This is a genomic window from uncultured Shewanella sp. (assembly GCF_947501665.1).
Classification (GTDB): domain Bacteria; phylum Pseudomonadota; class Gammaproteobacteria; order Enterobacterales; family Shewanellaceae; genus Shewanella.
Genome location: NZ_CANMWS010000008.1, coordinates 101,122 through 125,071 on the forward strand (window position 1 = coordinate 101,122; position 23,950 = coordinate 125,071).

Genomic DNA, 23,950 nt, shown 5'->3' on the forward strand with positions numbered 1-23,950 from the left:
TATTTGCATAGCATATTCAACAGGCTAGAGGTTCAGTATAATAACGCCATATTATTTTTTACTCTGAGTATATTGTGCGTTTAGACAAATTTATCTGTGGCTCCACTGAGCTTACTCGCTCATTAGCTAAAAAGGCCCTTCATCGAGGTGATGTCACTTGTAATGATGAAATCGTCAAAAGCGCTGATTTTAAAGTGCAAAATGAACATGTTATTCGCCTAAATGGCGAGCAACTGCATTTACTCGGCGCTCGCTTTATTATGCTCAACAAACCGCTTAATACCTTATGTTCAACGGTTGATGAGCACTATCCGTCAGTGTTAGGTCTTATTGATGTTGTCAAAGTCGATAATTTGCATATTGCAGGTCGTCTTGACGCAGATACAACGGGATTAACCTTAATCACTAGTAACGGCCAATGGTCTCATAGTATCACTTCTCCTAAAAAGCACTGCGCGAAGCGCTACTTATTAGACGTGGCCGAACCGCTAAATGAAACGTTAATAGACACCTTTAAACACGGTATTGCCCTCAATAATGAAGATGGATTAACCAAACCTGCTCTTTTAGAAATATTAAGCAGCCATCAAGCGCGCTTAACTATCACCGAAGGTAAGTATCACCAAGTCAAACGCATGTTGGCAGCAGTGGGTAATAAAGTGATTAAATTACACAGAGAAGCTATCGGTGACATTGAACTCGATCCCACTCTTGCTTTAGGTGAATGGCGCTACCTGACAACAGATGAAATACAATCAGTTAAGTAACTTAAGTAACTTAAGTAACCATGATAAAAACGCCCTCAATGACGGGCGCTTTTTCACATTTTAACATCAAGGTATTATTCAATTATTCTTTGTTTTCTCAATTGAATATGCCCACTTATCGTCTTAACAAAAAAATCAGCCGAGCCGTTGCCCGTCATAAAACGTAAATAAGTATTAGGCCTATATTTCTCTTTTGTGGGCTTATCTTTCGTTAAGGTATTGGTCACTTTCCCACCTGGACCTGCATCTATATCAAAATTACAGTTCGGGATATCAGAAAACTGGGCAAAAATACTCCCGCTCACACTACTGATATTTGCGGCATTTGTTAAGTTGTCTAAATTCAACTCCAAATCACCACTGATACTTTTCACACTTAAATTATCTACTGTTGTTAAACGCAGCGTTGTATTACCCGAAATCTGCTCAACAAACACATTTTTGGCTTGGTTATTCGCACTGAGTTTTCCATTCACTGAGCGGTAACGCATCGTGCCTTGACTGTCGTGATCGGCTATCACCCCTGAAACCGTGTCTAAACTCGCATCGCCCTGCAAGCCTTTAGTAATGATATCGCCTGAAATCGTATGGAACAAAATAGTGCCTGAAATCTGTTGAGCTTTAATATGCCCACTGACCGTTTCCATGCTGATCTCTCCGCTCAGCTGGCTCACATCATAATTAGCCGACCCCCCTAACGCTTCAAGGTTTAGAGAAGAAGGTACTGTAATGACCAAATCTGAACCTTGTTTATTTTCACCGGTCACTTTATCAGGGAGTTCATCTTCAATAACAACCTTATTACCTTGCTTTTCAAAGATAAAACCTTCGCTCAGTTTATCTAAACTTCCCGTCACTTTAATGGCGTTTTTTTGCCAAGATTTAAATAATACTTTTCCTCGCAATACTTTCACATTCAAGGCCACATCACCTTGTAATTGCATTTGTTTATTAACATTTTTGGCTGCAAAACTGGCTTGACTAAAAAGTAAAAAAGGAATGAGTAAAAATTTGATCATTATTGTGGATCGCATCCTGTTTCTCCTCGATTGTTCTATTTAATTTCCATCGATTGTTTTAAGTGACTATTTCCCTAAATTTTGTATAACCCTTATCTATTATTCTAGACTTATTTTGATGACATTATTTTTCTACTGAGTACTTAACTGAGTATAAACGCATTCCTGCTAAAAAAATCAATGCAAAACAACAAAATCATACAAAAATAAATGCTTAATAAAATAAATCAACTGTTCCTCTAAACTTTACAGTATCACAGTTTGATAATAGCTATTTTTTCATTACACTCTTTCTATACTCAAGATATCAAACTGAAAACCAACTAAATGGTCATTCAATCATGCATAATAAATCCTGTAGAATCCTATTACTAAGTATCATCTTACTCCCCCTCTACACGTTAGCCATGCCTATTCCTATCACCAGTATTCAGCACCCAGATTTTCTTAAAGGTGGATTCAATTTAACTGACTATCAACAATGTCAGCCTCAATTAGCTCAGTGCCCATCCTATCAAAATAGCCACCACGCTTCCTGTCTTACCAATACTATTAAGCAGTTTCCTTCATGCCAGCAAACAGGACAACTAGCCGATTTTTTAGGCGTATTCGCTTCACAGCTTACCCTATCAAAGTTTGGTCAATTTACAAAAGTACGCATCTATTTTCCTGGAGATGGAGGCAATGCCTATTACCTCATTAGCCCAACAGGACAATTACTCAATACCCTTAATCCCGATAAGCTCAAACAAAATGACTTTCCCAGCCAATTACAAAACTACTTTCCAAACAAGTCGAATTGATGTTTAAAGAGTGTTCATTGGCACTAGTCCTAAAAACTGCTAAGTGTCTTCGTTAAGTTATAGCTAAATCTCACTTAACCCCAGCTGAGACTATCATTTTATACGCATTTAATTATATGTTAATATTTGAAAATTAATGGATTAATGATGAATCATTTCAATGACACTCTCTACAATGACCCCTTCTACTATAACACTCGACAATGCACTGCAAAGAATTGCCATTATTCATCAACAGCACAGTTTGAAATGTTATTTATCACTGTATGAGTTACAAGAGCATTTTAGTTGGCCTGAAAAAGACTGGCGGCAAGTCGTTTCCATCATTGACATAGAAGAACCCCTTTTTCTTGAAAAGACACTTGGGCAAGATACAAACATTAATGTAGTTGTTCGCAGGCGACATTGGATATTAAAGCACGGGCTTTATCCTTATGCTTATTTCATCATGCAGCAGTGGATAGAAGAAGAAGGTTTTCAAGCCGTCTTTCATTATTACCTCACTGAATGCGTGAAAAACAACCTTTACCTTAGTCATCATCTCTCTATTTTATTGAGCTTTAATCAAGCTCATTCACTGGTTAACAATCCCCAACAAACTTATCGATTCACTGAGCGGTTTTGTGAATTTGTCACCAGCACTTTTTATGGGAATAACCAACAACAATACTCACTTTCACCTTCTTTTATTCCTCTGCTCAATGCTGAAGGTTATCCCGAGTTAGACACGGTTTTGAACGCCTGTTTGACTCAACCTGGCTTTTGGGGACATAATCTCATCACTTTAAGTTGGGTAATAAAAAACAAAGCCGTATTGACTGAAACGCAATATCATCAGTGTTTACTTAATCTCTATAATCAATGTCACTGGGTATTCACCGAAGACTGCGATGCACCAAACATCACGACACTGAATAAAATGGACTTATCAGACGGCAAGAGAACGCCACTTGAATATGCTTGTCGGCAATTACTACTAAAGCAAAAAAATAACCTGCACCAAATCACCTTGACCGCAGCAATCGTTTATTTGTTTACACACCTTAAGTTAAGCCCATCAAATGAACGAAGGTTGTTGAGCATCACCCATCACTTCTCTTAGGCACTATAGCTAAATCAATATAAAATGATAGTCTCAGAGCGCTCAATTGAGCGGCAATTTGAGGCGCATTATTGATGGAATGTAGGCACCTTTCGAGATAATGCAACAAAGAAGTGTCGCTCAAATGAAGCTCCTAAAAGGCTGGTTTAAAAGTGATTTATACGTTGTTGATTTGTTTTACCGTAGAATGACTATGCTTTTAACCATTCGCCTAGCCTAAATCACTTTTCATTCCAGCTGAGTATGTCATTTTATATTGATTTAGCTATACTTTAGATAACCTGAACTTGGGATAATAAGTGTCAAAGAACATTAGTCATCCATTTAAAGTCAATAGGTTAAAATCAGGTCCCGTTATTCTTTATTGTTTAATTTAGCTAAATACTGCTATTTTTGTCTATATCAAGGCGGGATGTCGTGTCTAATAGTGGACTATTAGTAGAAAACACAACATAGATAGGGACAAAATAGCGCTATTAAGTGGCGCAGCTTATCCCGAGTTCAGGTTAGATAGGATAATTTGAGTTTTCAAACAAACTATCCTATACCCAAATGTAAGCTCAAATCATTAGCAGAGGTAAAAGCTGCCCATGAGTACTTTACAACGCCTAACGTATATCATGCTCACTGGCATTTTGTTTTTTAGCCTTACAACACAAGCCGCAACAATAAAAGATGATACCATCATAAATATTAATCGCTTCGCCAATAGGCCTAGTTTGCAAGGTGATGAGTTCACAATAAAGGCATTACTCTCCTTATTACCTAACAACAAATACTCATTCAGCCCTCATAAACAGGGCATCACTTATTTTGAAATTGTCTCTGTTGGTTCAACACAGCTAGGTTGGATTGATGTCGCCCAATCCCAAAAGGCCACTGAATTTGATCATGAAGGGGAACAATTACTGGTTGTGGTGTTTCAATATGGCAAAGGCCATTCAGCAAAAGCCAGTTTAAATGGCTTAGAGAAAAATGCGGCGCATTCTGAGTATTTATGTGGAGAGTTATCCCAACTTCATTTCTGTCAAGTAGGCGAAAAGATTACTGCTTGGTTACATTACTTTGATTTTAGCGGCCAACAACATGGCCATTTAAATGTGACATCTTACTCTAATAGTCACCCCTTCTATTGGAGTGACACACTTTACATTCAATAAACGCTATTTTTTTCTTTTCATTCCTTCCGCTTCATAAGCTGCACGCGTTTTAATCTCATACAAAGTAAACGCTTCACGACTTCGAGTCCAAGGTTGTCCAGAATCAGCATCATAATCTTGAGGTAAACTCACACCTTTAGGTAAATAGGCATCAATCCCCACTTCCCTTGATAAATTAACCGCGCGTAAACTATGATCAGCAAACGCCACGACAATAGCAGTGCCTAAACCTTCGACGCCTTTAGCCAGCCTTATTGCTTCTTTAGCCACACCTAAGGTATTTAAATAAATCACTTCTCCTTTGGCATCTATTTTAGGATAAATTGAAAATAAAAACGCTGGGGGGATCCGCTCTCCTATCGCCTCAGCCACTTCCCACTGGGCATAAACAGGTTTTGGATTTTGTTTAAAAATATCAACGACGCGATCTGCAATCTGCTCGTTCATGGGGCCTGGTAATTTATTGCCTTTTTCATCAATCCTATTCCCGAAAGAATAGGCAATGATACTATCACCTTGCTCCACATCTCGCATTTCAGCCTTCCAAGTGAGAACTTGTTGCATTACAAATTGAGTCAAATCATTGGCCAATGCCGCATCCCCCAATTGTGTCTTGAGACGAGAAAAAATGGCCTCACTAAGCAGCAACTCGGTTAATTCTGTTTTACCTTCAGACACTAAAGACTTATTAGAATCAACCTTAGCAGCAACGGGTTGCCCGGACCGTAGCAAAGGTAACACGATAGCGGGAGCGAAAGGTTTCATAAACGTCATACCTCATTAATGAAGGCCAAACACACTAAAATAAGTGCGTAATAGCCATTTAAGACGTTCCTTCGCAACAATGTACCTTTATCACTTTACACCTAAACGGCTATGAAATACTAATCTCAAAACAGTTTAAATGCACAGAATAAAGATAAACCTTTTATAATCAACTAACTATAAATATCAACAATACGTTAATAACAAGGTTAATTCAAAATACGTTGCCACCAAGATAAAGGTTTACCGCAATTAGCAGCAGGGTGATAACTATCGCTCAACGCTGGTAAAGCAACAACATTACCGCAATCACCTTGTTTCGCGACACCTGATGTACGCTCAAAATAACCATTAACCACACCTGTCACCGGTGTCATACGTAAGCTCATTGGAGGACGGTTCTTTAAAAAAGCTTGATAAACAGCCATGGCCCCATTACTTCCATAAAGCCCTGTTTTACCGTTATCATCTCGGCCAACCCAAACCGCAGCCACATTTCGTTCATCAAACCCAGCAAACCAAGAGTCTCTTGAATCATTACTGGTTCCTGTTTTGCCAGCCAGTTTTACGCCAGGAAAAGCTTGCCCTAATCGAGTAGCCGTCCCCGATTTCACCACTTGTGTCATCGCATACTTGACTAAATAATCCGTTGCTGGAGCAATGACTTGCTCACGAGACTCCCGTCTGACAGGTAAGGCTTTATTATCAGAATCCAATACAGCAGTAATCGATGATAAATGACGATAGCGCCCATTATCTGCAATGGTTTGATACGCTTGCGCCACCATTAATGGTGAGCCATTAACCGCGCCAAGTAACATTGACGGGTATTGAGAGACTTTCCCTCGCCAACCAGCAACCTTTAATGTATTCGCCACATTTTTCACACCAATGGCCATCCCTAAGTTCACAGTCGGCACATTCATGGACTTCTTAAAAGCAGTAAGTAAAGGCACCTGCTCTCGAAATTTTCTATCAACATTTTGAGGGGACCAAGTTTTTCCTTGTCCATTTTTCAGAGTAATAGGCTGATCTTTTAGCGGTGTCGCTAAACTGTACTTATCTCCTTCACTCAGAGCTGTCGCATACACAAAAGGTTTGATCAATGAACCAATAGGCCGTCGTATTTCAACAGCGCGATTATAACCATGATATCCAGGGACTTTATCTCCGACCATGGCTGCAATGCCACCAGAATATTTATCTGTAACCACCATGCCCACTTGCAAGGACTTATCATTTTGACTCAGGCGCTTCATGGTACCTTTAACGGCTTTTTCTGCAGCTTCCTGTGCAATAGGATCAAGGGTGGTATACACTTTGACACCTGAACGCTTTAATAATGCGCCGCCATATTTATCATTCAGCTCTTGTTTGACGACTGCAAAAAAAGCGGGCAGCTTTTGGTGAACAGGTTTATCGGCTTTACGTAGCCCCAATGGCGATTCCACCGCAGCCTTATATTCAGGCACGGTTAATTTACCTGCATCCATCAATAAACGTAACACTAAATCTCGACGCGCTTGCGCCCGCTCTGGGTAACGCCAAGGATTATAATAAGAAGGGCCTTTAATCACTGCCACGAGAAAAGCTTGCTGAGGCAAGGTCAATTCAGCAATTGGCCGACCGAAATAAAATTGTGATGCCAGTCCCATACCATGCACACCACGGGCTTTATCTTGCCCCATATACACTTCATTAAGGTAAGCTTCTAATATGGCATCTTTTGAGTAACGAAAATCAATAATGATCGCCATCAAGGCTTCACGTAATTTTCGCGTCAGTGAACGTTGACTCGACAGAAAAAAGTTTTTAGCTAACTGCTGAGTTAACGTCGAGCCACCTTGTACTGTATGGCCTGCACTAATATTCACCATCGCGGCGCGAAGAATTGCGAAAGGGTTAATACCATAATGCTCATAAAAGGTACGATCTTCTGTCATAATTAATGCATTGACTATCTGCGTCGGGATTTGGGCCATCGGCACAAATAACCTGTCTTCGCCATCGCCAGTGATAATACGATCGAGTAACACAGGTTCTAAATGAAAAACGGCCAATTGACGATGATCGCTTAATCTGGCCACCGAACTCACCCCTTCAGCATTAAACGTCACCATCACGCGCTGGGCAACCTGTTGACCTAAAGGGTGTAAAAAAGGCCTGCGCCAAACATCAATTTTGGTCTTTGAGGCTGAAAATTCACCCACTTGGCGAGGGTTAGCCACCTTACGATAGCCAAGTAATTTAAGCTCTGATAATAATTGATTATGACTGATGGCCGCACCAGGATATAATGCCATCGAACGGCTGAATACCTGCGCTGGCAAATGCCACTTTTGTCCTTCAAATTTATTCGCAATAATTTGATCTAAATAAATACAATAAAGACTCACTGCTGCAAACACAATTAGACCCAGTTTCCAGCACATGGACCAGATTTTACGCCCCGCGCCGAGTGAACCTTTGCGTTTCTGATGCTTTTTTTTAGCCGTACTTTTATTCGACTGCTTAGCTGTCGACTCTTTTGCTTTTCCGCTTGCTTTCGTTTTCATTGTCTATCCAAAGGACTCAAACCTATTATTTTTGAATCTTTTTCTTTGTAAATTTAGTCGGTTGTGTATTAGCAGGATCATCAGGCCAAAGATGTTTAGGGTAGCGACCTTTCATCTCTTTTTTCACCTCAACATAAGGCCCTTGCCAAAAACTGGCTAAGTCCGCCGTTAGCGCCAAAGGCCGTCTTGCTGGCGATAATAACGCCATTGTCACCACCAACTTGCCTTGAGCTAAACATGGGCTCTCTTTCATACCCAAGGCTTCTTGTAGACGCACACTTAAGGTGGCACGTCCAGCATTATCATATTCAATGACTGCTTGTGTTCCCGTTAACATCGGCCAGTGGCTAGGCAACAGCGTATCTAATCTTTGTTGTTGTTGCCATGAACAGGTATTCAATAACAGCTGATAACAATCAAGTTTCATTAACTGGGTTAAATTGCTTACATCGATTAAGTAAGGCGCTAACCAATCTTCTAAGCTTTCTAACAAGTATTGATCAGATATATCAGGCCACTTTTCACTGGTATCAAGCTCTATTGCCAGCTTTATGCGATATTGCAGCTGTCGCACCTTATCATTCATGTTCAATATTTGCAGCCCTTTGCTGCGAATTTGTGCTAATAATGCTTGAACAACATCTTCAGGCTTAGGCTTAGGACCTGCCACTTTACTGAGTAAAATCTTACCGATATAACGCCTATCTTCAGAATAAAAGCGTCCTTTCTCATCATCCCATTCACAAAAATTAATCGAAGATACCAAAAAAGCGAGTGAATGATCAGGTGAAATATTTGACTGCTCCCCCCCACCTTGAGCCAAGCCTGCCGTGAGTAATGCCACAGGGAAAGGCACAGCTAAATAAGCTCTCGCTGCCATTTGCGACTTCTCTTGGAAATCAGCCACCACTAACCAAGGCTCTTGGCTTAAAGGATTGTTATCGGGCAATTCCACACCAGTGCCATTAGCAAGCTGATAGCCTTTATTTCCTCTGGCTTTAGCAATTCTGTCTGGAAAAGCCAGTCCTAACAAAAAAGCGACATTGTATGGGCTCGCGTGATACACCACAGTACTCATCTTCAAGCCATTGACATTCAACTTGCGCATAAATTGTTGACTCAGTTGAGCCGGCTCTCCTGTTAAGGCTGACTGCAAATGATCTAAGATATTCACACTCATGCCCACTCGAGCGCGAGCACTCAATAATCCTGCCAACACACAAGCCAACCCCACTAAACTCTCATCGCTATTGTGATTTGCTAACATCTTGGCTTTAAGCATCATATGCGCTAAACGAGGATGACCCCCTAGCTCATAAGCACTGCGACCATGAGCCGTCATTTTCCGCTCATTATCCACCAGCAATAAGGATTGCAATAATTGCCATGCATAATCCTCATTACGTGCACTGGGCATTGTCAACATCGGCAGTTCGTTCACCGCCTTTACGCCCCAATGTGCACAATCAAACACGAGATCGGTCAATTCACTGTGCTCAATTTCAGCTAAGTCCATTTTAGCCAATCGGCCCTGCTCTTCTTGCCCCCAAAGACGCAATGCAATCCCTTTGGATAAACGACCCGCCCGGCCACTGCGTTGAGCACTTGAGGCTTGACTGATGCGCTTTAGACTCAGTTTACTGCTGCCAGTTTTAGCATTAAAAATCGCTTGTCTTTGATAACCTGAGTCCACCACTATGCCTATGCCTTCGATGGTTAAACTGGACTCGGCCACATTCGAGGCTAACACCACTTTTCGCTTACCTTTGATTACTGGGGCAATGGCGAGATCTTGAGCTTTCGCAGGTAAACTGCCGTATAAAGGGCAAATCACATAAAGATTGGGATCAAGCCTGGATTCAAGATATATTTGCAAACGCTTGATTTCATATTGCCCCGGTAAAAAAGCCAATAGGCTTTTGTCTTTCAAACCATCAAACTGGGTCACTTGCGTTAAAAAAGAAGAAGAGGATAAAGTCGACAGCTTATCAGGAATACCACCATAGAGACTTGCTTCAAGTAAGGCAATAATGGCTGCCCCCATAGGGTCAATCCATCCTTGCCCATGTTGGGAAGCGATACGCTTTAAAGGGTAATAAACCTGTTCAACAGGAAAGCTTCGACCTTCACTCTTCAGCGCTATCGCGTCAGGCATCAAAGTCGTTAAAGGCATGCCCGATAAGGTCGCCGACATGGCCAAAATGGCTAAATCTTCTCGAAAGCTTTGCTGTACTTCTAGAGCCAAAGCTAAACCTAAGTCTGTGGTCAAATGACGCTCATGAATTTCATCAAAAATAATCATGCCGACGCCACTCAGCTCAGGATCTTGCTGGATCATTCGCGTCAAAACCCCTTCCGTTACCACCTCAAGCTTCACGCCCGCACTGGTTTTGCTCTCTCCACGCACACGGTAGCCCACCTCTTGGCCTAAGGCTTTACCTGTCACTTTTTCACGCTGAGCAGCAATATAACGCGCCACACTGCGAGTGGCGATGCGTCGAGGTTCCAGCATAATAATTTTACCTGAAATTTCAGGCCAATCGAGCATAGCTAAGGGTAACGCGGTTGACTTACCCGCCCCCGTTGGGGCTTCAAGGATCACTTGATTATGTTGACGAAAGGCGGCGCGTAAATCACTCAGCAGATCAAGAACAGGAAGTTGACTCAAAACAGACTCAAATAAATTAATCGATACAAAATAATGATAAACAGTGTACTCGGATCTCGCATAAATTAAAAATAAGACTCTTTTTGAACAATAATAAACAAAAACCGACGTAGGGACGTCGGTTGATTGGAAGCTCATATTGAGAACTGATATTAAAAGTTCATATTAAAAGTACAAAAAGGTATCATCCACTTTTTAAAATCTGTTTCATGTCCCATAAGGTATCGGACATCAAGCTTAGCGTACCATGATGTAACTCATTTTCATCCGTTGCCAGAAGCAACATATTGGTTGCTGATGTCACTTGGTTAAGCTTGCTACGCACTTTCTCATTGTCTTCCTGACTTAGCTCCGCGATGGGGGCATTGTCTTCGCAAGCAGGATTAAACTTCAGTTGTTCAAGTTCAGGTTCAGGCTCACACTCACGGTCTAACTGGTATTCATCTTCGGCTGCTTGATGAAAATAGCGACCATAATTTTTGGCAATAAAGCCCAACAATTTAAACATTTTACCCATACTTGGCTGGCCTTCCCCCGCCTGCCACTGCTGCACCTCCGCCTCGCTCACATTCATGATCTCGGCCAATTGTGTTTCAGTTAAATCGAAACTTGTGCGTATATTTTCCAGCTCCCTCACATCCCTGCTCCTGTTAATCGTTTCGACGTCCCCGCCTTCACCGCCACATAGCCCATACCAATTAAGACTACCATTTCTGCCATATTAATCGGTAAACGTATATACTCATAAATATCGTAAAAGAATCTTGGCTCAAAGCCCACAAAAGCACTACCAAGCACATTATTACGAATTAAATCCTCAGTACCGGCCAGAACATTCGTCATCACGGCTAGCCCATACACCACCAATAATAAATATTCCTGCGCGAAGCGTTTATAGTGTACGTTAAGCTTTAACGCTTGAGCTATCGGGCCGCGATACCAAATCAAGGTCATCACCAGCACGTCATAGGCAATATAACTGAAATAAAACACCCAACTGGGCACTTTATTCAGTAAATAAGGATTTATCCATAATACATCTAACAGCTTCATTCCCATAGGAATAATGAGTAAATAAGCCCAGTTAGGTAAACGTCGGCACATACTAATGCTTGCAATAAGGGCTATGCTCATTCCAATATTTTCTAACCAGTACAAGTCCCGAAATAATACTGATATTAAAACTGTCAACGACAATAAACCACTTAAAGCAAACGCCCCTAGCCACAACAAAGTTTTCTGTTTAGCAAAATAAATGAGTCCCGAGCCGATTAAACCAAAAGCTAACAATGTAACAAACCATACATCCATAAATAAATTTTAACTTACCTGATGAAAAGAATGCTTCAGATCTGGTTTTCCTCCACCACCTGACATCGGCACAGGTGGCACCCAATTTTCCCCGTTAAGCGTCACAAAAAAACTCGCACTCAATGCAATGGCATTATCTTGACTAGAAGAACTCAATAAATACTGGGTATTAATAGGAGATATTGCCACGCTTGATACAGCGCTTACTGTAGACACTTGGATGGCAACGGGATTGATATCAACAACGGGAGGCATATCCATGAACATAATTTTTCCTTGTGTGCACTTTGCACTTGTTTATTTGTACTTGTTATTTTATAAAAAACGAACAACACCTATTTAAAAAAGGCGCTAAACGCCCATCGCTTTCGCACCTCAAACAGGCCAAAGCTCAAAATTCTTGCGTACTTTAAACGTAAAAGATTAACGCAAAAGATGCTTTATTAAACAGTAATTAATCATTATTTAACAAATAAATCAAGTTTAAGATATAATCTCTCTAAAAAGAGATGGATATGACGACATTAAAACGCTTTAACCCCACTGGCAACTTATCGCATTTTGCTGCTTTGCTTTATGTGCTCGCCTTGATATTACCTGCCATTGAACGCACAGATGGGGAATATTTTTTTGGTTGGCAAGCCCTGCTATTAGGCTTACCTCACGTGTTTTTTGCCTCCATTAATCTTGTTAGTTACACCAGTGCTGAAGACCTACTTTGGTTAGCGCCTTTATTACTTCCTTGGTTTGCTAATTTATACCTCCCTTTGCACTTCACTCAAATATTACACATTAAGTTCAAGCTCAAATATAATCTCAGTCTGGCAGCCTTATTGATTGTGGCGCTGTTCTTTATCAAGCCAGTGGTATTTGATGAAGACAGCCTGACATTTTATTCAACAGCCACCCCATTAATCGGCGCATACTGCTGGGGATTAGCTTTTTTATGCCTGTTTCTTGCTAACCGATCAAAACGAACACATTCAAATGAACATTAATTGGCGCCAGCCTAATCGACTTCAATAGCTTCACGTATTTTCCCTAACATCCACTTGAGTAACGGATCGCGCTGGGATCTTTGATGCCACGCTTGGATCACATCAAAACTGGGGGGATTTTCTTCTAAGTGGATGACACCCACTTGCGCATTGGGCAATAACCTTGCCGGAATAAAGGCCACTCTATCCGTCGCCCCAACGCAAGCTAACACAGCTGAAAAGCTTGGCAGAGACATCACAATATTACGTTTTAATCCCTGCTTGGAAAACCATGCATCGTGTGACCCTTTTAAATTAGCTCGTGACGGCGACACAATAATTTGTGGTAATGAGGCCAACTCTTTTAATGATAAGGTTTTATTGGAAAATCTGGAGTTTGCAGCACACACGCACACATGCCGTTCGGTAAATAACATTTCAGACAACATATTATTAGCAATAAACTCGGGAAACGTCAGCGCCAAGTCAATCTCTCCCGAGGCCATTAAGCTCTCTAAATTATCAGACTCAAACTCTCTCACAATCATTTTTAATTTAGGAGCTAACAAGGCAATATGGCTCAAGAGTTCAGGTAGAATAACTAACATGGCATAATCGCTGGTACTAATAGTAAACACTCGCTCCACTTGACTCACATCAAATGTATCATCCTCTAGTAAGGCTTCCACTTTTGATAGGATCTGTTCAATCGGCTCAGCCAGCCCTTCCGCTTTCACCGTAGGGATCACACCATAACTGCTACGAATGAATAAGGGATCATCAAAAATATCTCGCATTTTCTTAAGTTGCTCACTCACGGCTTGCTGAGTTAACCCCATTTTTGATGCCACTTTAGACACATTTTTATGTACTAATAATGCACTTAATAAGCGCAACTGTTTCAATTCCAGCCGATTGATACCACTCATGCTTGTACCTAATACATTTTTTACTTGTTTTATATTGTATCACTGATTGAGTAAGCTCACCTCAATCAACAAGCCACAAGCACTTTTAAACAATCTAAATGGCAGCGTTCATGTCCCTGCGCTGCATTAAAAAATAACTGACGATTAAGTAATGAATAGGTGAATAAAATGACAGAGCAATTATTTTCATACAACCCCAGTAATTCACAACGCCTAGGCTCAGTTCCTATTACACCTATTGCCGATATTCCAAGTCATATCAAGGCGGCTCAACAGGCTCAACAACAATGGAAAAAACGGTCATTGCAAGAGCGAGTTCACATTATTAGTCAGGCCTTTGCCAAAGCCCAACCCCATCAAAATACGCTTGCTCAGTTACTCAGCCGAGAAATGGGCAAAGATATTCGCCGAGCAAGTGGTGAAGTCATGGGCGCGATATACGTGGGAGAAGCCATTTCGGCTGCGGCAGCTGACGCCTTGGCTCCACGCCAATTAAATCATAATACCAGCCTTCATTATCAAGCATTAGGTGTCGCTGCCGTCATTTCACCTTGGAATTATCCATTGGCCATGGCCTGTAACTTATTGGTACCTGCACTTATTGCGGGGAATGCCGTCATTTTTAAACCCTCAGAAGAAACTCCCTTAATTGCCCAAGCTTTTATTGCGTACATTAATGAAATCTTGCCTAAAAATTTGCTTCAAATCGTCTTTGGTGATGCAAAGTTAGGACAGGCTATTGTTGATAGTCCAATCGATTTAATTGCCTTTACGGGTTCAAAAGCGGCGGGTATTGACATTATGCAGCGCAGTGCGCCTACTCTTAAACGGTTAGTCATGGAGCTGGGTGGAAACGATCCCATGATTGTCATGCATAACGCTGATCTTGATACCGCCGCAAGCTTTGCCGTAGCCAGCAGTGTGGAAAATGCGGGGCAAATGTGTACTTCTACCGAACGCATTTATGTCGATGAACGTGTTGCAAAGCAATTTGAAGACAAAGTCACTCACCTTGCAGCCCGTTATCGAGTCGGCCCTTGGGATAAAATAGGCGTCAATATTGGTCCCTTAATCAATCTAAAACAACACCAACAGGTGATGACTCATCTCATCGATGCGAAGCAAAAAGGCGCACGCTTTTTATTAGGGAGCACTGAGCAACAGCCCCCCTATATTGAACCGACAGTGATTACCGATATCACAACCGATATGTTACTGGAGCAAGAGGAAACCTTTGGCCCTGTGATTGCCATAGCCCAATTTACTGACATCGATGAAGCCATCAAGCGCAGTAACGATTCTGAATTTGGTTTAGGTGCCGTTGTCTTTGGAGCACAAGGTGCAACTGAGGTTGCTAACCAATTAGAAGCGGGCATGGTGGCCATCAACAGTGGTGTGGGAGCTGGTGGCGATGCACCTTGGATTGGCGCCAAAAAAAGTGGCTATGGGTTTCATGGCTCAGCAGATGGCCATAGGCAATTCGCTCAAGCCAAATTAATCACCAATCATTAATCAACCTGAACTCGGATTAAGTAGCGCCATTAAATATTGCTGTTTTAGCCCCTATCTGTGTTGTGTTTTCTACTAATAGCGGGCTATTAGGCACGAAATCCCGCCTTGATATCGACAAAAATATCGGCATTTATCTACAAGTGAAATAAAAATAAGTAAGTCAATTAAAGAATTAATTTTAAAAGCAATTTAATCTATATCTGACACTCTTATCCCGAGTTCAGGTTAATCAGCACATATTAATCAATCAGGAGTCGAGCATGACAGCAATCAACACCACAACGCCCAAGCAAGCTTTTGTGGTTAAATACGAAGCTGGCGCCGAAAACCCCGCTTTACCCACATGGGCCAATAATGACATCGATCCCATCCAATTAAGTGAGGAACATACACAGTCCGTTGAACTCGTCGATAATATTGGTATTCCAGGGGGATTTCAACTTCTCAATGTATTATCAAACGAGGAGTGTCAACGCCTAATAAACTACTCTGAAGGATTAGGATATCTCCCCGATGCAGCGGTTTCATTGCCTCGACAAGTCAGGCATAACCAGAATGTAACTTGGGTCGTTGATGAAGCAACCGATAAGGCCATTTGGAACAGAGTCAGTACATTGGCTCAACAAGCCGCAATCCATTATCAAGGTAAAAAGCCGCTGGGGATTAATGCTCGTTTTCGTTTTTACCGTTATGAAAAAGGAGATTTTTTTAAGACTCACCTTGATGGCTCTTGGCCTGGAAGCCGTGTAGTGGATAATGATCTCGTTAGTAACGCTTACCCTGATCGCTGGAGCCAAATGACCTTTCTGATCTTACTCAATGATGACTTCAAAGGCGGAGCCACACAATTTTGGGTAGACAAAAATGACCCCAGTCAGCCCACTCGCGTGTTAGCGCAGGCGAATATAGTCAATGTTCATACTCCAGCGGGCGGCGTGCTGTGCTTTCCTCACGGCATGCACCCACTCCATTGCCTACATAGCTCAGATAGCATCACTCAAGGTACCAAATACATTATTCGTACCGATATGTTATTTGAGAACTAATATAACGGTATTACTGGTATGACGGCATTACGGGTATTCATCCCCAAGGTCTAACTGGTATCACTCTAGCACTCAGCAATAAGTCACATAATAGCCCTGTACTTCACAGGGCCTGCTTTTATTTAAAAATAATATCAACAGCTCTGCACGTATTTCAAATGAATAAGCCGACCTAAACCATCATAATGACAACGCCAACTGTCCCCAGTGGGTAAGCGAATGGCCATTAATTTATCTTCTTCATCCCAAGTGTATTGCGTCTGCTTAGGGCTAAGCTTGTCATCATTTACCACCTTTTCAATCATTCGACCACTCACATCGAAACGGTAGCTTGTATGATCTAAAACCTGCACACTATTGGCAAGGCGCCTATCAATTAAGCGGCTATCAATATTGAAGCTCATCTTAACCACACTTGATGTCTGTGCTTTTTGCTCATGACGCTCTTCAATAGCGCGTCTATTACTCTGTAAACTGTCCATGCTTTGCAAGATGCGCTGTTGCAACAAAATGGGATCCCGCTCAAACAAACAAGTTTGTTCAGCGTTTCGCCCCAAAAGCGTCGACGTCCCTTGCTCACGTAACTGCATAAAATAATCAATGAGTTCTCTATGCTCGCAACCTGCATGCTGGAAAAAAGCTGCAGTTAAATACTCCCCACGCCATTGTTTAGCTATCGATTCATTAGAAGCAGTATGCATCTCTCTATGATGATAGCGATGCCTAAGCTTGCCCGCAGCGGAATGCTCTCGAATATCAATCCGCTCTTGCTCAACGCTCCCTTCTCTGCTGAGTCGGTAATTCACCAGTATTTTTTCTCCGCGAGCCTCATCACTGTTCACGCTTAACAAATATGACTGAGTGTCATAACCATAAAACGTATTATTCATCACGACAGCGGTATGATTTTCTGCGCTATTGACACCCATATCACTCTCACCATTTTGGCCAGAAGCATTGCCCCCATGGTCAGATGATATTTTAGTGCCGCTCAGCGCTTGCTTTTGAATGAGGCGGCCCCGTTTATCATAATAAAACCGTAATTGGGTTCCATCAAGTCCTGTACGCTGAAAAAGTCGCCCCACTTCATCATATTCATAATGCACACTCAGACCATCACCATACATTAACGTACTGATCTCACCGGATTGATCCATTCGATAACCCCAATGACTCAACTCACTTTTCATGCCCATCAACCGCCCTTGCCCATGATAGCTAAATTGCACTTTTTGAGTTTGATTTAATTCATTAGGCGTGCTTTCGTAAAACCGCAAACAAGCAAACGCACCATAGGTAAAACGGTAGATTTGACACGGAAATGACGCAGACTTATTCTCAGATTTGGATTTAAGTTCGAACTGCGATGGCCTAAGTGTCATATTAAGACTCTGATTTGGCTCCCCACTCCCCGCCACAACTTGAGAATGAACAGAGCTTGGCACATCAAACACGCTTAATTTTATCAGATTACCTTGCTTATCGTACTGAAACCCTCGGCGAGTCTTGTCGTAGCGTATCCAACCAGTGGCTTGCATAGAGTCACTATCATAAGACCAATATTGCGCCTTAATATGCGTTACAGGTTTTTGAGTTAATAAAGAAGACACAGCTAAGTGCCTAAAGCTCAACAAATGATCCGCTTTTCTATCCAATTTAATGCGCCTTGTATAGGCTTTCATGGAATAGCGGTCTGTCTGCCATTGCTGTGATATGAGTCTGCCCAATGCATCGTAGGCAAAACAGCAGTGACTTTTCACCCTTTGATACTGAGTGTTAGCGCTAACATTGACATTATCATCATTTGACTGCTCATTTTGAGTACTTTTTCCTGATACGGTTTCAATACGCTCAGGCAAATAAACAGCACTTAATTGGCTGTCCCCTTGATACTGAAAACCCATTTGGCTGCCATCTTGCCTAACTATCCAAGCCAATTGCCCTCGGCCAGTATATTGGTAAAAAATCAGCTCCCCCGAAGGTAAGCAAACTTGAATACGATTCCCTTTTTTATCATATCGATATTGCCAGCGGTTTCCTTCACAATCAATGGCAGACTCTAATTTACCGTGAGCATTAAAGTGATAACGATAGACACTATTGTCTGCCTGTTGAATAGAGCACACTTGCCCCCAATCATCATATTGCCATGTCGTTTGTTGCCCCAATGGATCCCTTTGACTGATTAATTGATTATCTTGCCACTCAAAGGACGTTACACCACCTTTGGCATTAATCCATTTTATTAACTGGTGTTGCTCATTTTTATGATAACAAACAATGCCTTTATAACTGTTCTTGTAATAAGTAATGCCATTGTCATCATCATATCGCCACTGCGCTTGCCCTAATCCTTGCGCACCAAGGCGAGATATCACTCGATTCTGCTCATCATAAGTGTATTTTAGCCACGACGGGTGAGATGAAACGCCAGACTCAGTCGCTAAAGGCTTGTGTCCTTGAGGGCTCGGCGATAGAGCGTCCGATGCTACCTCTGCTATCACATCCGCATTATCAGCGGTTGTCAATAAACGCCCTTGGGCATCATATTCATAATAAACCTGATGCCGTCCATGAGCATGACTGCTGCTCAATTGCTGCTCAGCATCATAAGCCAAATCCAATAAGGTGCTAATCGGCTGTTTTTTAGTATCGGTTAGCACAAGCTTAGTAATACACCTATTTTCCATGAAAACTCTAATATAGCGATCATCACTTAATAATACCCAAGCAAGTGATCCTTTTTCATAGATAAAGTGAATACTATTATTATTTTCATCAATAATTTCAGACAATAATAAACGATTAGCGCCATTCACATGAAAACCGCTCATATGAAAACCAAAGGTTAAACCACTCACATGGCGCATATAATAACGTCCTTGAAAACGTTTAAGACGCCATGCGGGTGAATGTGACGATCGCACTTCTTGCCCTTCAAGTGGAAAAGCAAAGCGGATTTTCTGTCGCGATTCATCAATAAAACAAAGTTGCCCAGGCTCAATCAATAAACACAGATCCCAGTTACACCACCAAGATTGACCTAATAAACCTTTAGCGCTGACATCATTTTTCACCTCAGTGCACCAAGCAGACGAATAGCAACGTTTAAACATCAGCGGAATAAAACTTGAAAGACGGACATCGACCTGCCAAGCCAGTAAATGACCTCTGATATCGATATTTTCATGGGCTCCTTGATTCATCTGTAAACCTTGAGCACGAGAAAAGTCTTCAAAGGTATCCGCCTTGAACAAAGAGGCATTAGTCTGAGTCAAAACAGACTGTTCAATCTCTTGCTCTAGGGTATGTAATGTACCATTTTGATGCTTTTTATTATCAGCCTCTCTAGAGAAAACATCACCTAGATAATCACAGCTCTTATCCTTATCACACAACGCACTCGCTGACAGTCCCGCTTCGTCAAATAAGGCATCTCCCACACAATCAAAAAGGTGCTCAATACTGTAAGAAGAGCCCAAACGACGCAGGTAAGCATGATAAGCCTTATCATCTGTGTGCACATTATTTAGGCCTTGATACAAACCCGTTAATGTCCCCCCCTTTATAACACTGTGCGCCATCTCAGTGTCATAATGGGAACAATAGATTTCCATTAGAGAGCGTGAAGGATAAATCAAATAACGGCTATTAAAACACGGGCTCAAACAACCTTCTCGAGTGAACTCACTCGCATTCCAGTTGCCTTTTTTCTTACCGGAATATGTGCCAGCGTAATAGTTAAAACCACTATTTTTAAAATGAAATGGATTAAGCACCTCGTCATTATTCTTGTCAGGTACTCTGTCAAACAAACGTCGACTCGACGCATTCAGTGTAGGAATATAAGGCTTGAGTAAACTATCGAAGTGTTTTAAAGGCGCCTGAGACCAATTGACACTCCAGTCAAACACCTTTTGAGAAGACTTACGATGTGTTGAAGACAGGTTCACGCGATCCGATATGGGCTCCGCCGACAAGGCTTTAATCAGAGACTCAGTGAAATATGAACAATACGGCGCAATTTTTGCCGCTTTTTCAAAAAAGTTGATACTCATATTTTTTATTTTATTTAACATCATACCACCGATTTAATCCCTCAATTCGATCTCAAACATCATTGTATATCACCGCTTACAGGCAAATCTTTCCTGCTTCACTCCACCTATTTAAGTGTTAATTCTAAAGCCTAAGAGACGACCCGCCTACTGTCTTACCCACTATTGCTGACTTTTATACATATTCAATACAAAAAAAGCAGAAGGCGATAAAACACAACACGTTTCAGTAACAAACATGAGTAAAAATATCAGTCAGAAGATTCTATCATTGATCTCACCTTAAAGGGGCAGCTTAGCCATCAACATTCTTGCCTCCCCGCTTAACGGTTTTCATCCATTGCATTTAATGCTCCATCAACATCACCCCCACATCAAGTTCAACCAATATTAATGGTGCCGCCGCCGGATACCGTCCCCCCGCAATCAATGGCATCCCCATCACGTACAGCAGCTTTACCATCAATAAATACGCTACTGGAACCCGCCTTAATCGAACGTCCATGGGGCGGATTATTCGGCTTAATGTGTGGCAATAGCGGATCCCCCACTCTGGCCAAAGGACTACCATCGCCTATCACTGTACCCGATCCCGACACCACAGGCGTTGGAAAAAAACCATCATGATCTGAGCCAATATCACCCACTTTTACTGCATTACCCATAGTGTTGTCCTTAACGTTTTGTCGTTTAAAATAAATTGAAATAATAAAAACCGCTTTCTCTTACAAATCTTTCTTATAAAAAACCTTATTGTGACAGCGCTTCTCTTACACGTAAAAGGCTAAACTCACTTATGACCATGATATTCACAAGCTTTAATCTTACTCTTACCATTCAGGATCAGAAAAGACTCACATCGTCAGCATGAAGCAATAAGCGACTCTCGTCATGAGGTGTTTCTAGCTTAGATCTCACTTTTATAGGATTATTTCTTCTATTCTTTTTCCGTTTCTTTTTTGCTTATAGCTTCCCTTAACACCATAAGCACTTCCCCTTAAGCCCTTATCATCAAAAGCTTTGGTGGTGGGGTCTTTCTCACGGGCTTCTTCCAAAACCAAAATATCCGGCATTGGGGACGTCACATCCATTCGATCCCCAAACTACCTAAAAAGACAGAATTCAGCGAGAATTGATACATATTTAGGCAAGGCTTAGGATCGTATACCTAGTTATTCTAAGTTAAGATCCTGTAACGCAGTCTAAAAGTGTATCAAACTCGCCCTTGGGAAACACTCAGCTATTCCATTTCTACGGTACATCATCTTAAAAGGTACCTACATTATTTCAATAATGCGTCTTGAACTGTAAAATCTGAGTGCTTCTGAAACTCGCATTTTTAGATAGCTTGGGGATCCCACTTGTATCATATTCCACAGGTAATAATATTCCACCACTAACGGGCTGCCCGGCATCAAGCTGTGCAGCGGCACACCAAAGGAATAACCGTTATATCTATGCACCAGAAATAGCCCATAGTTCATGGCACCTTGCGGCGTGGGGCTGGAAGTCAAAATACAATCAAACTCATGAAACGGATGACTAAATCGTGGCTTACCACTGCCTTTAAAAAGCGTGACCATGCCTGTTTTGCGATTGAGCTCATAATGCTTTTTGGCCTTTAAAAACCAAAGAGTAAAGTAGCCTCGATTCATTAATTCGAATTGTCCCCATAGCAACCCACTGGGCAGTAAAACATACATTGATGCTAATAAAAAAATCTCTATAGCACCTATAATAGGCTCCCCTTCAAAAATAACTGCATGTAGGAGTACTAGAAAAAAAATAGGTGGAAAAATCCAACAAATAATTTTTCCCAATCCTGAGGCGTATAAGTAAATTGCTGTCCAACCACTTAACTTTTCTTGCGATAATTTCGTTTCCGTCCAAAAAAAACCTTTATGTTTATTTTCTGGATCTTGGTCAACCTTGCGATATTCAGATGGCGTCATATCGGCAATAGCCGTGGTTGAAATCTTATCCGTTGGTTGAGTCAAAGGTAATGGCGTACCTTGACGCATTAAACCTTCCCATAATCCCATGGGATGTACAGCACGTTCTGCTATCGGCTTATCACTGCGATAGGCACTCATCTCATAATGATGACTATTATCAACTTGGTGATAGTCAACTTGTTCTAACGATGCGCTCATGTTCGTCCTTGATTATTCCTTGAAGGCGCTCAATTTCTATTAGAGAAAAAGAAAATAAGCCTCTAAATTGCTTCCCTGCAGGGTTAATCCTCAATGATAATTTTAAGGCTGCATTACTGGTTTTTAGCGATAGCCGTTAAGGTTTGCTCAAAATCGTCATCACTCATGTTGCGCCAAAAATGGCTATCACGAGGATTTTTCAGTAAATCTCCTTTTTTAACATTATGAGCTGGTACGCCAAAAGCAGTCCCCCGCTGGCCGTTATCATCAAAGGCTTTCGTGGTGGGGTCTTTTTCTCGCGCTTCTTCCAAAACAAGAATATCCGGCATGGGGGACGTCACATCCATATAAGCTTGTATCATATTCCAAAGATAATGATATTCCGCCACTAACGGGCTGCCCGGCATCAAGCTGTGCAGCGGCACACCAAAGGAGTAGCCGTTATACCTATGTACTAGAAATAGCCCATAGTTCATGGCCCCCTGCGGCGTGGGGCTGGAAGTCAAAATACAATCAAACTCATGAAACGGATGACTAAAGCGAGCTTTACCATTACCTTTATACAGGGTCACCATGCCTGTTTTGCGATTGAGCTCATAATGCTTTTTGGCCTTGAGAAACCAAGGAGTAAAATAGCCTTTATCCATCAACACCAATTGCCCCCAAAGTAAAGCTGAAGGAAGCCAAATAAACATAACAGCATTGAAAAAGACCTCCCATTTATCTTGAGCTGATGCATCTGAAAAAATAACTAGCCCAAAATAAAACAAAAAAAAGAATGGCATCATATATAAGGCTATGAACTTTGCTACCACTGAAGTCGTTAAATACAATCCCCCCCAGCCACTCATTTTTTCTTCTTTTAATATTGTCTCATTCCAGTATAAATGCCGTTCACCAGAGGCCAGCTTATCTTCTATTTCTAGATATTCTGAAGGCTTAAACCCCAAGGCCAACTGAGTGGATATCATGCTACTGGGTTTAACAAAGGGAAGCTCTGTCCCTTTACGGATAGACAGTTCCCATAAGCCCTTTGGCGGGATCACTTTGTCTGCTATCGGCTTATCACTGCGATAGGCAGTCTCGAGATAGCCAACTTGTTCTAACGATGCGCTCATGTTCTTC

The 23,950-nt window shown here is 41.6% G+C and carries 20 protein-coding genes; 7 read left to right on the plus strand and 13 right to left on the minus strand.

Annotated elements, in window-relative coordinates; genetic code table 11:
• The first annotated feature begins 74 nt into the window (after window positions 1–74).
• Window positions 75–767 carry a 16S rRNA pseudouridine(516) synthase RsuA gene (gene rsuA, locus Q0976_RS07675; protein WP_299492667.1) on the plus strand — a complete coding sequence of 231 codons (693 nt, stop codon included), beginning with the start codon at window positions 75–77 and terminating at the stop codon, window positions 765–767.
• A 74-nt stretch (window positions 768–841) separates the two neighbouring features.
• Here rsuA and Q0976_RS07680 read toward each other — a convergent pair whose 3' ends face one another.
• The gene (locus Q0976_RS07680) at window positions 842–1,801 is read right to left on the minus strand and encodes a DUF4097 family beta strand repeat-containing protein (protein ID WP_299492668.1); all 960 of its coding nucleotides are present in this window, start codon (window positions 1,799–1,801) and stop codon (window positions 842–844) included.
• A 326-nt stretch (window positions 1,802–2,127) separates the two neighbouring features.
• Between Q0976_RS07680 and Q0976_RS07685 the strand changes: the two genes are divergently transcribed.
• The 3 genes from Q0976_RS07685 to Q0976_RS07695 all read left to right on the plus strand — a co-directional run bounded on the left by Q0976_RS07685 (window position 2,128) and on the right by Q0976_RS07695 (window position 4,851).
• Window positions 2,128–2,589, plus strand: coding sequence for a hypothetical protein (locus tag Q0976_RS07685; protein ID WP_299492670.1), 462 nt, complete (start codon window positions 2,128–2,130; stop codon window positions 2,587–2,589).
• A gap of 160 nt (window positions 2,590–2,749) precedes the next feature.
• Window positions 2,750–3,691 carry a hypothetical protein gene (locus Q0976_RS07690; protein WP_299492671.1) on the plus strand — a complete coding sequence of 314 codons (942 nt, stop codon included), beginning with the start codon at window positions 2,750–2,752 and terminating at the stop codon, window positions 3,689–3,691.
• 590 nt (window positions 3,692–4,281) lie between these two features.
• Window positions 4,282–4,851, plus strand: a complete 570-nt coding sequence (locus Q0976_RS07695) for a DUF4879 domain-containing protein (RefSeq protein WP_299492672.1) — start codon at window positions 4,282–4,284, stop codon at window positions 4,849–4,851.
• 3 nt (window positions 4,852–4,854) lie between these two features.
• Here Q0976_RS07695 and Q0976_RS07700 read toward each other — a convergent pair whose 3' ends face one another.
• The 6 genes from Q0976_RS07700 to Q0976_RS07725 all read right to left on the minus strand — a co-directional run bounded on the left by Q0976_RS07700 (window position 4,855) and on the right by Q0976_RS07725 (window position 12,417).
• Window positions 4,855–5,616, minus strand: a complete 762-nt coding sequence (locus tag Q0976_RS07700) for a hypothetical protein (RefSeq protein ID WP_299492674.1) — start codon at window positions 5,614–5,616, stop codon at window positions 4,855–4,857.
• 209 nt (window positions 5,617–5,825) lie between these two features.
• On the minus strand, window positions 5,826–8,171 hold the full coding sequence (gene mrcB / locus Q0976_RS07705) for a penicillin-binding protein 1B (protein WP_299492676.1): 2,346 nt from the start codon (window positions 8,169–8,171) through the stop codon (window positions 5,826–5,828).
• Window positions 8,172–8,196: 25 nt separating this feature from the next.
• Window positions 8,197–10,839, minus strand: a complete 2,643-nt coding sequence (gene hrpB, locus Q0976_RS07710; RefSeq protein ID WP_299492678.1) for an ATP-dependent helicase HrpB — start codon at window positions 10,837–10,839, stop codon at window positions 8,197–8,199.
• A 184-nt stretch (window positions 10,840–11,023) separates the two neighbouring features.
• On the minus strand, window positions 11,024–11,476 hold the full coding sequence (locus Q0976_RS07715; protein WP_299492680.1) for a hypothetical protein: 453 nt from the start codon (window positions 11,474–11,476) through the stop codon (window positions 11,024–11,026).
• Entirely contained in the window at window positions 11,473–12,129 is a 657-nt protein-coding gene (locus tag Q0976_RS07720) for a hypothetical protein (RefSeq protein WP_299492682.1), read from the minus strand. Before Q0976_RS07720 ends, Q0976_RS07715 begins: the two co-directional genes overlap by 4 nt.
• A gap of 30 nt (window positions 12,130–12,159) precedes the next feature.
• Window positions 12,160–12,417 (minus strand): hypothetical protein, encoded by a 258-nt coding sequence (locus Q0976_RS07725; protein ID WP_299492684.1) that lies wholly within the window; start codon window positions 12,415–12,417, stop codon window positions 12,160–12,162.
• Between the two features lie 248 nt (window positions 12,418–12,665).
• Between Q0976_RS07725 and Q0976_RS07730 the strand changes: the two genes are divergently transcribed.
• Window positions 12,666–13,148, plus strand: coding sequence for a hypothetical protein (locus Q0976_RS07730; protein WP_299492686.1), 483 nt, complete (start codon window positions 12,666–12,668; stop codon window positions 13,146–13,148).
• An 11-nt stretch (window positions 13,149–13,159) separates the two neighbouring features.
• Here the strand turns inward: Q0976_RS07730 and Q0976_RS07735 are convergent, their stop codons facing one another.
• Window positions 13,160–14,056 (minus strand): LysR family transcriptional regulator, encoded by an 897-nt coding sequence (locus tag Q0976_RS07735; RefSeq protein WP_299492688.1) that lies wholly within the window; start codon window positions 14,054–14,056, stop codon window positions 13,160–13,162.
• Window positions 14,057–14,224: 168 nt separating this feature from the next.
• Between Q0976_RS07735 and Q0976_RS07740 the strand changes: the two genes are divergently transcribed.
• Window positions 14,225–15,568 (plus strand): aldehyde dehydrogenase family protein, encoded by a 1,344-nt coding sequence (locus Q0976_RS07740; protein WP_299492690.1) that lies wholly within the window; start codon window positions 14,225–14,227, stop codon window positions 15,566–15,568.
• Between the two features lie 260 nt (window positions 15,569–15,828).
• Window positions 15,829–16,614, plus strand: a complete 786-nt coding sequence (locus Q0976_RS07745; protein ID WP_299492692.1) for an oxidoreductase — start codon at window positions 15,829–15,831, stop codon at window positions 16,612–16,614.
• 134 nt (window positions 16,615–16,748) lie between these two features.
• Here the strand turns inward: Q0976_RS07745 and Q0976_RS07750 are convergent, their stop codons facing one another.
• The 5 genes from Q0976_RS07750 to Q0976_RS07770 all read right to left on the minus strand — a co-directional run bounded on the left by Q0976_RS07750 (window position 16,749) and on the right by Q0976_RS07770 (window position 23,943).
• Window positions 16,749–20,696 carry a DUF6531 domain-containing protein gene (locus Q0976_RS07750; RefSeq protein ID WP_299492694.1) on the minus strand — a complete coding sequence of 1,316 codons (3,948 nt, stop codon included), beginning with the start codon at window positions 20,694–20,696 and terminating at the stop codon, window positions 16,749–16,751.
• Between the two features lie 356 nt (window positions 20,697–21,052).
• A complete protein-coding gene (locus Q0976_RS07755) occupies window positions 21,053–21,337 on the minus strand; it encodes a type VI secretion system PAAR protein (protein WP_299492696.1) in 285 nt (94 codons plus the stop codon).
• A 255-nt stretch (window positions 21,338–21,592) separates the two neighbouring features.
• Complete coding sequence (locus tag Q0976_RS07760; protein WP_299492698.1) at window positions 21,593–21,763, minus strand: hypothetical protein; 171 nt, start codon at window positions 21,761–21,763, stop codon at window positions 21,593–21,595.
• 186 nt (window positions 21,764–21,949) lie between these two features.
• Window positions 21,950–22,825 carry a hypothetical protein gene (locus Q0976_RS07765; RefSeq protein WP_299492700.1) on the minus strand — a complete coding sequence of 292 codons (876 nt, stop codon included), beginning with the start codon at window positions 22,823–22,825 and terminating at the stop codon, window positions 21,950–21,952.
• Between the two features lie 113 nt (window positions 22,826–22,938).
• Window positions 22,939–23,943, minus strand: coding sequence for a hypothetical protein (locus Q0976_RS07770; protein ID WP_299492702.1), 1,005 nt, complete (start codon window positions 23,941–23,943; stop codon window positions 22,939–22,941).
• Between the last annotated feature and the right edge of the window lie 7 nt (window positions 23,944–23,950).

What these genes read in the sequence shown, in the direction of transcription:
- Q0976_RS07680 (WP_299492668.1), bottom strand. Translation starts at nt 1,801, where the DNA reads ATGCGATCCACAATAATGATCAAATTTTTACTCATTCCTTTTTTACTT.
- Q0976_RS07770 (WP_299492702.1), bottom strand. Translation starts at nt 23,943, where the DNA reads ATGAGCGCATCGTTAGAACAAGTTGGCTATCTCGAGACTGCCTATCGC.
- Q0976_RS07730 (WP_299492686.1), top strand. Translation starts at nt 12,666, where the DNA reads ATGACGACATTAAAACGCTTTAACCCCACTGGCAACTTATCGCATTTT.
- Q0976_RS07745 (WP_299492692.1), top strand. Translation starts at nt 15,829, where the DNA reads ATGACAGCAATCAACACCACAACGCCCAAGCAAGCTTTTGTGGTTAAA.
- Q0976_RS07760 (WP_299492698.1), bottom strand. Translation starts at nt 21,763, where the DNA reads ATGGATGTGACGTCCCCAATGCCGGATATTTTGGTTTTGGAAGAAGCC.
- Q0976_RS07685 (WP_299492670.1), top strand. Translation starts at nt 2,128, where the DNA reads ATGCATAATAAATCCTGTAGAATCCTATTACTAAGTATCATCTTACTC.
- Q0976_RS07695 (WP_299492672.1), top strand. Translation starts at nt 4,282, where the DNA reads ATGAGTACTTTACAACGCCTAACGTATATCATGCTCACTGGCATTTTG.
- Q0976_RS07765 (WP_299492700.1), bottom strand. Translation starts at nt 22,825, where the DNA reads ATGAGCGCATCGTTAGAACAAGTTGACTATCACCAAGTTGATAATAGT.
- Q0976_RS07690 (WP_299492671.1), top strand. Translation starts at nt 2,750, where the DNA reads ATGACACTCTCTACAATGACCCCTTCTACTATAACACTCGACAATGCA.
- Q0976_RS07755 (WP_299492696.1), bottom strand. Translation starts at nt 21,337, where the DNA reads ATGGGTAATGCAGTAAAAGTGGGTGATATTGGCTCAGATCATGATGGT.
- Q0976_RS07750 (WP_299492694.1), bottom strand. Translation starts at nt 20,696, where the DNA reads ATGATGTTAAATAAAATAAAAAATATGAGTATCAACTTTTTTGAAAAA.
- mrcB (WP_299492676.1), bottom strand. Translation starts at nt 8,171, where the DNA reads ATGAAAACGAAAGCAAGCGGAAAAGCAAAAGAGTCGACAGCTAAGCAG.
- Q0976_RS07740 (WP_299492690.1), top strand. Translation starts at nt 14,225, where the DNA reads ATGACAGAGCAATTATTTTCATACAACCCCAGTAATTCACAACGCCTA.
- Q0976_RS07725 (WP_299492684.1), bottom strand. Translation starts at nt 12,417, where the DNA reads ATGTTCATGGATATGCCTCCCGTTGTTGATATCAATCCCGTTGCCATC.
- Q0976_RS07735 (WP_299492688.1), bottom strand. Translation starts at nt 14,056, where the DNA reads ATGAGTGGTATCAATCGGCTGGAATTGAAACAGTTGCGCTTATTAAGT.
- Q0976_RS07700 (WP_299492674.1), bottom strand. Translation starts at nt 5,616, where the DNA reads ATGAAACCTTTCGCTCCCGCTATCGTGTTACCTTTGCTACGGTCCGGG.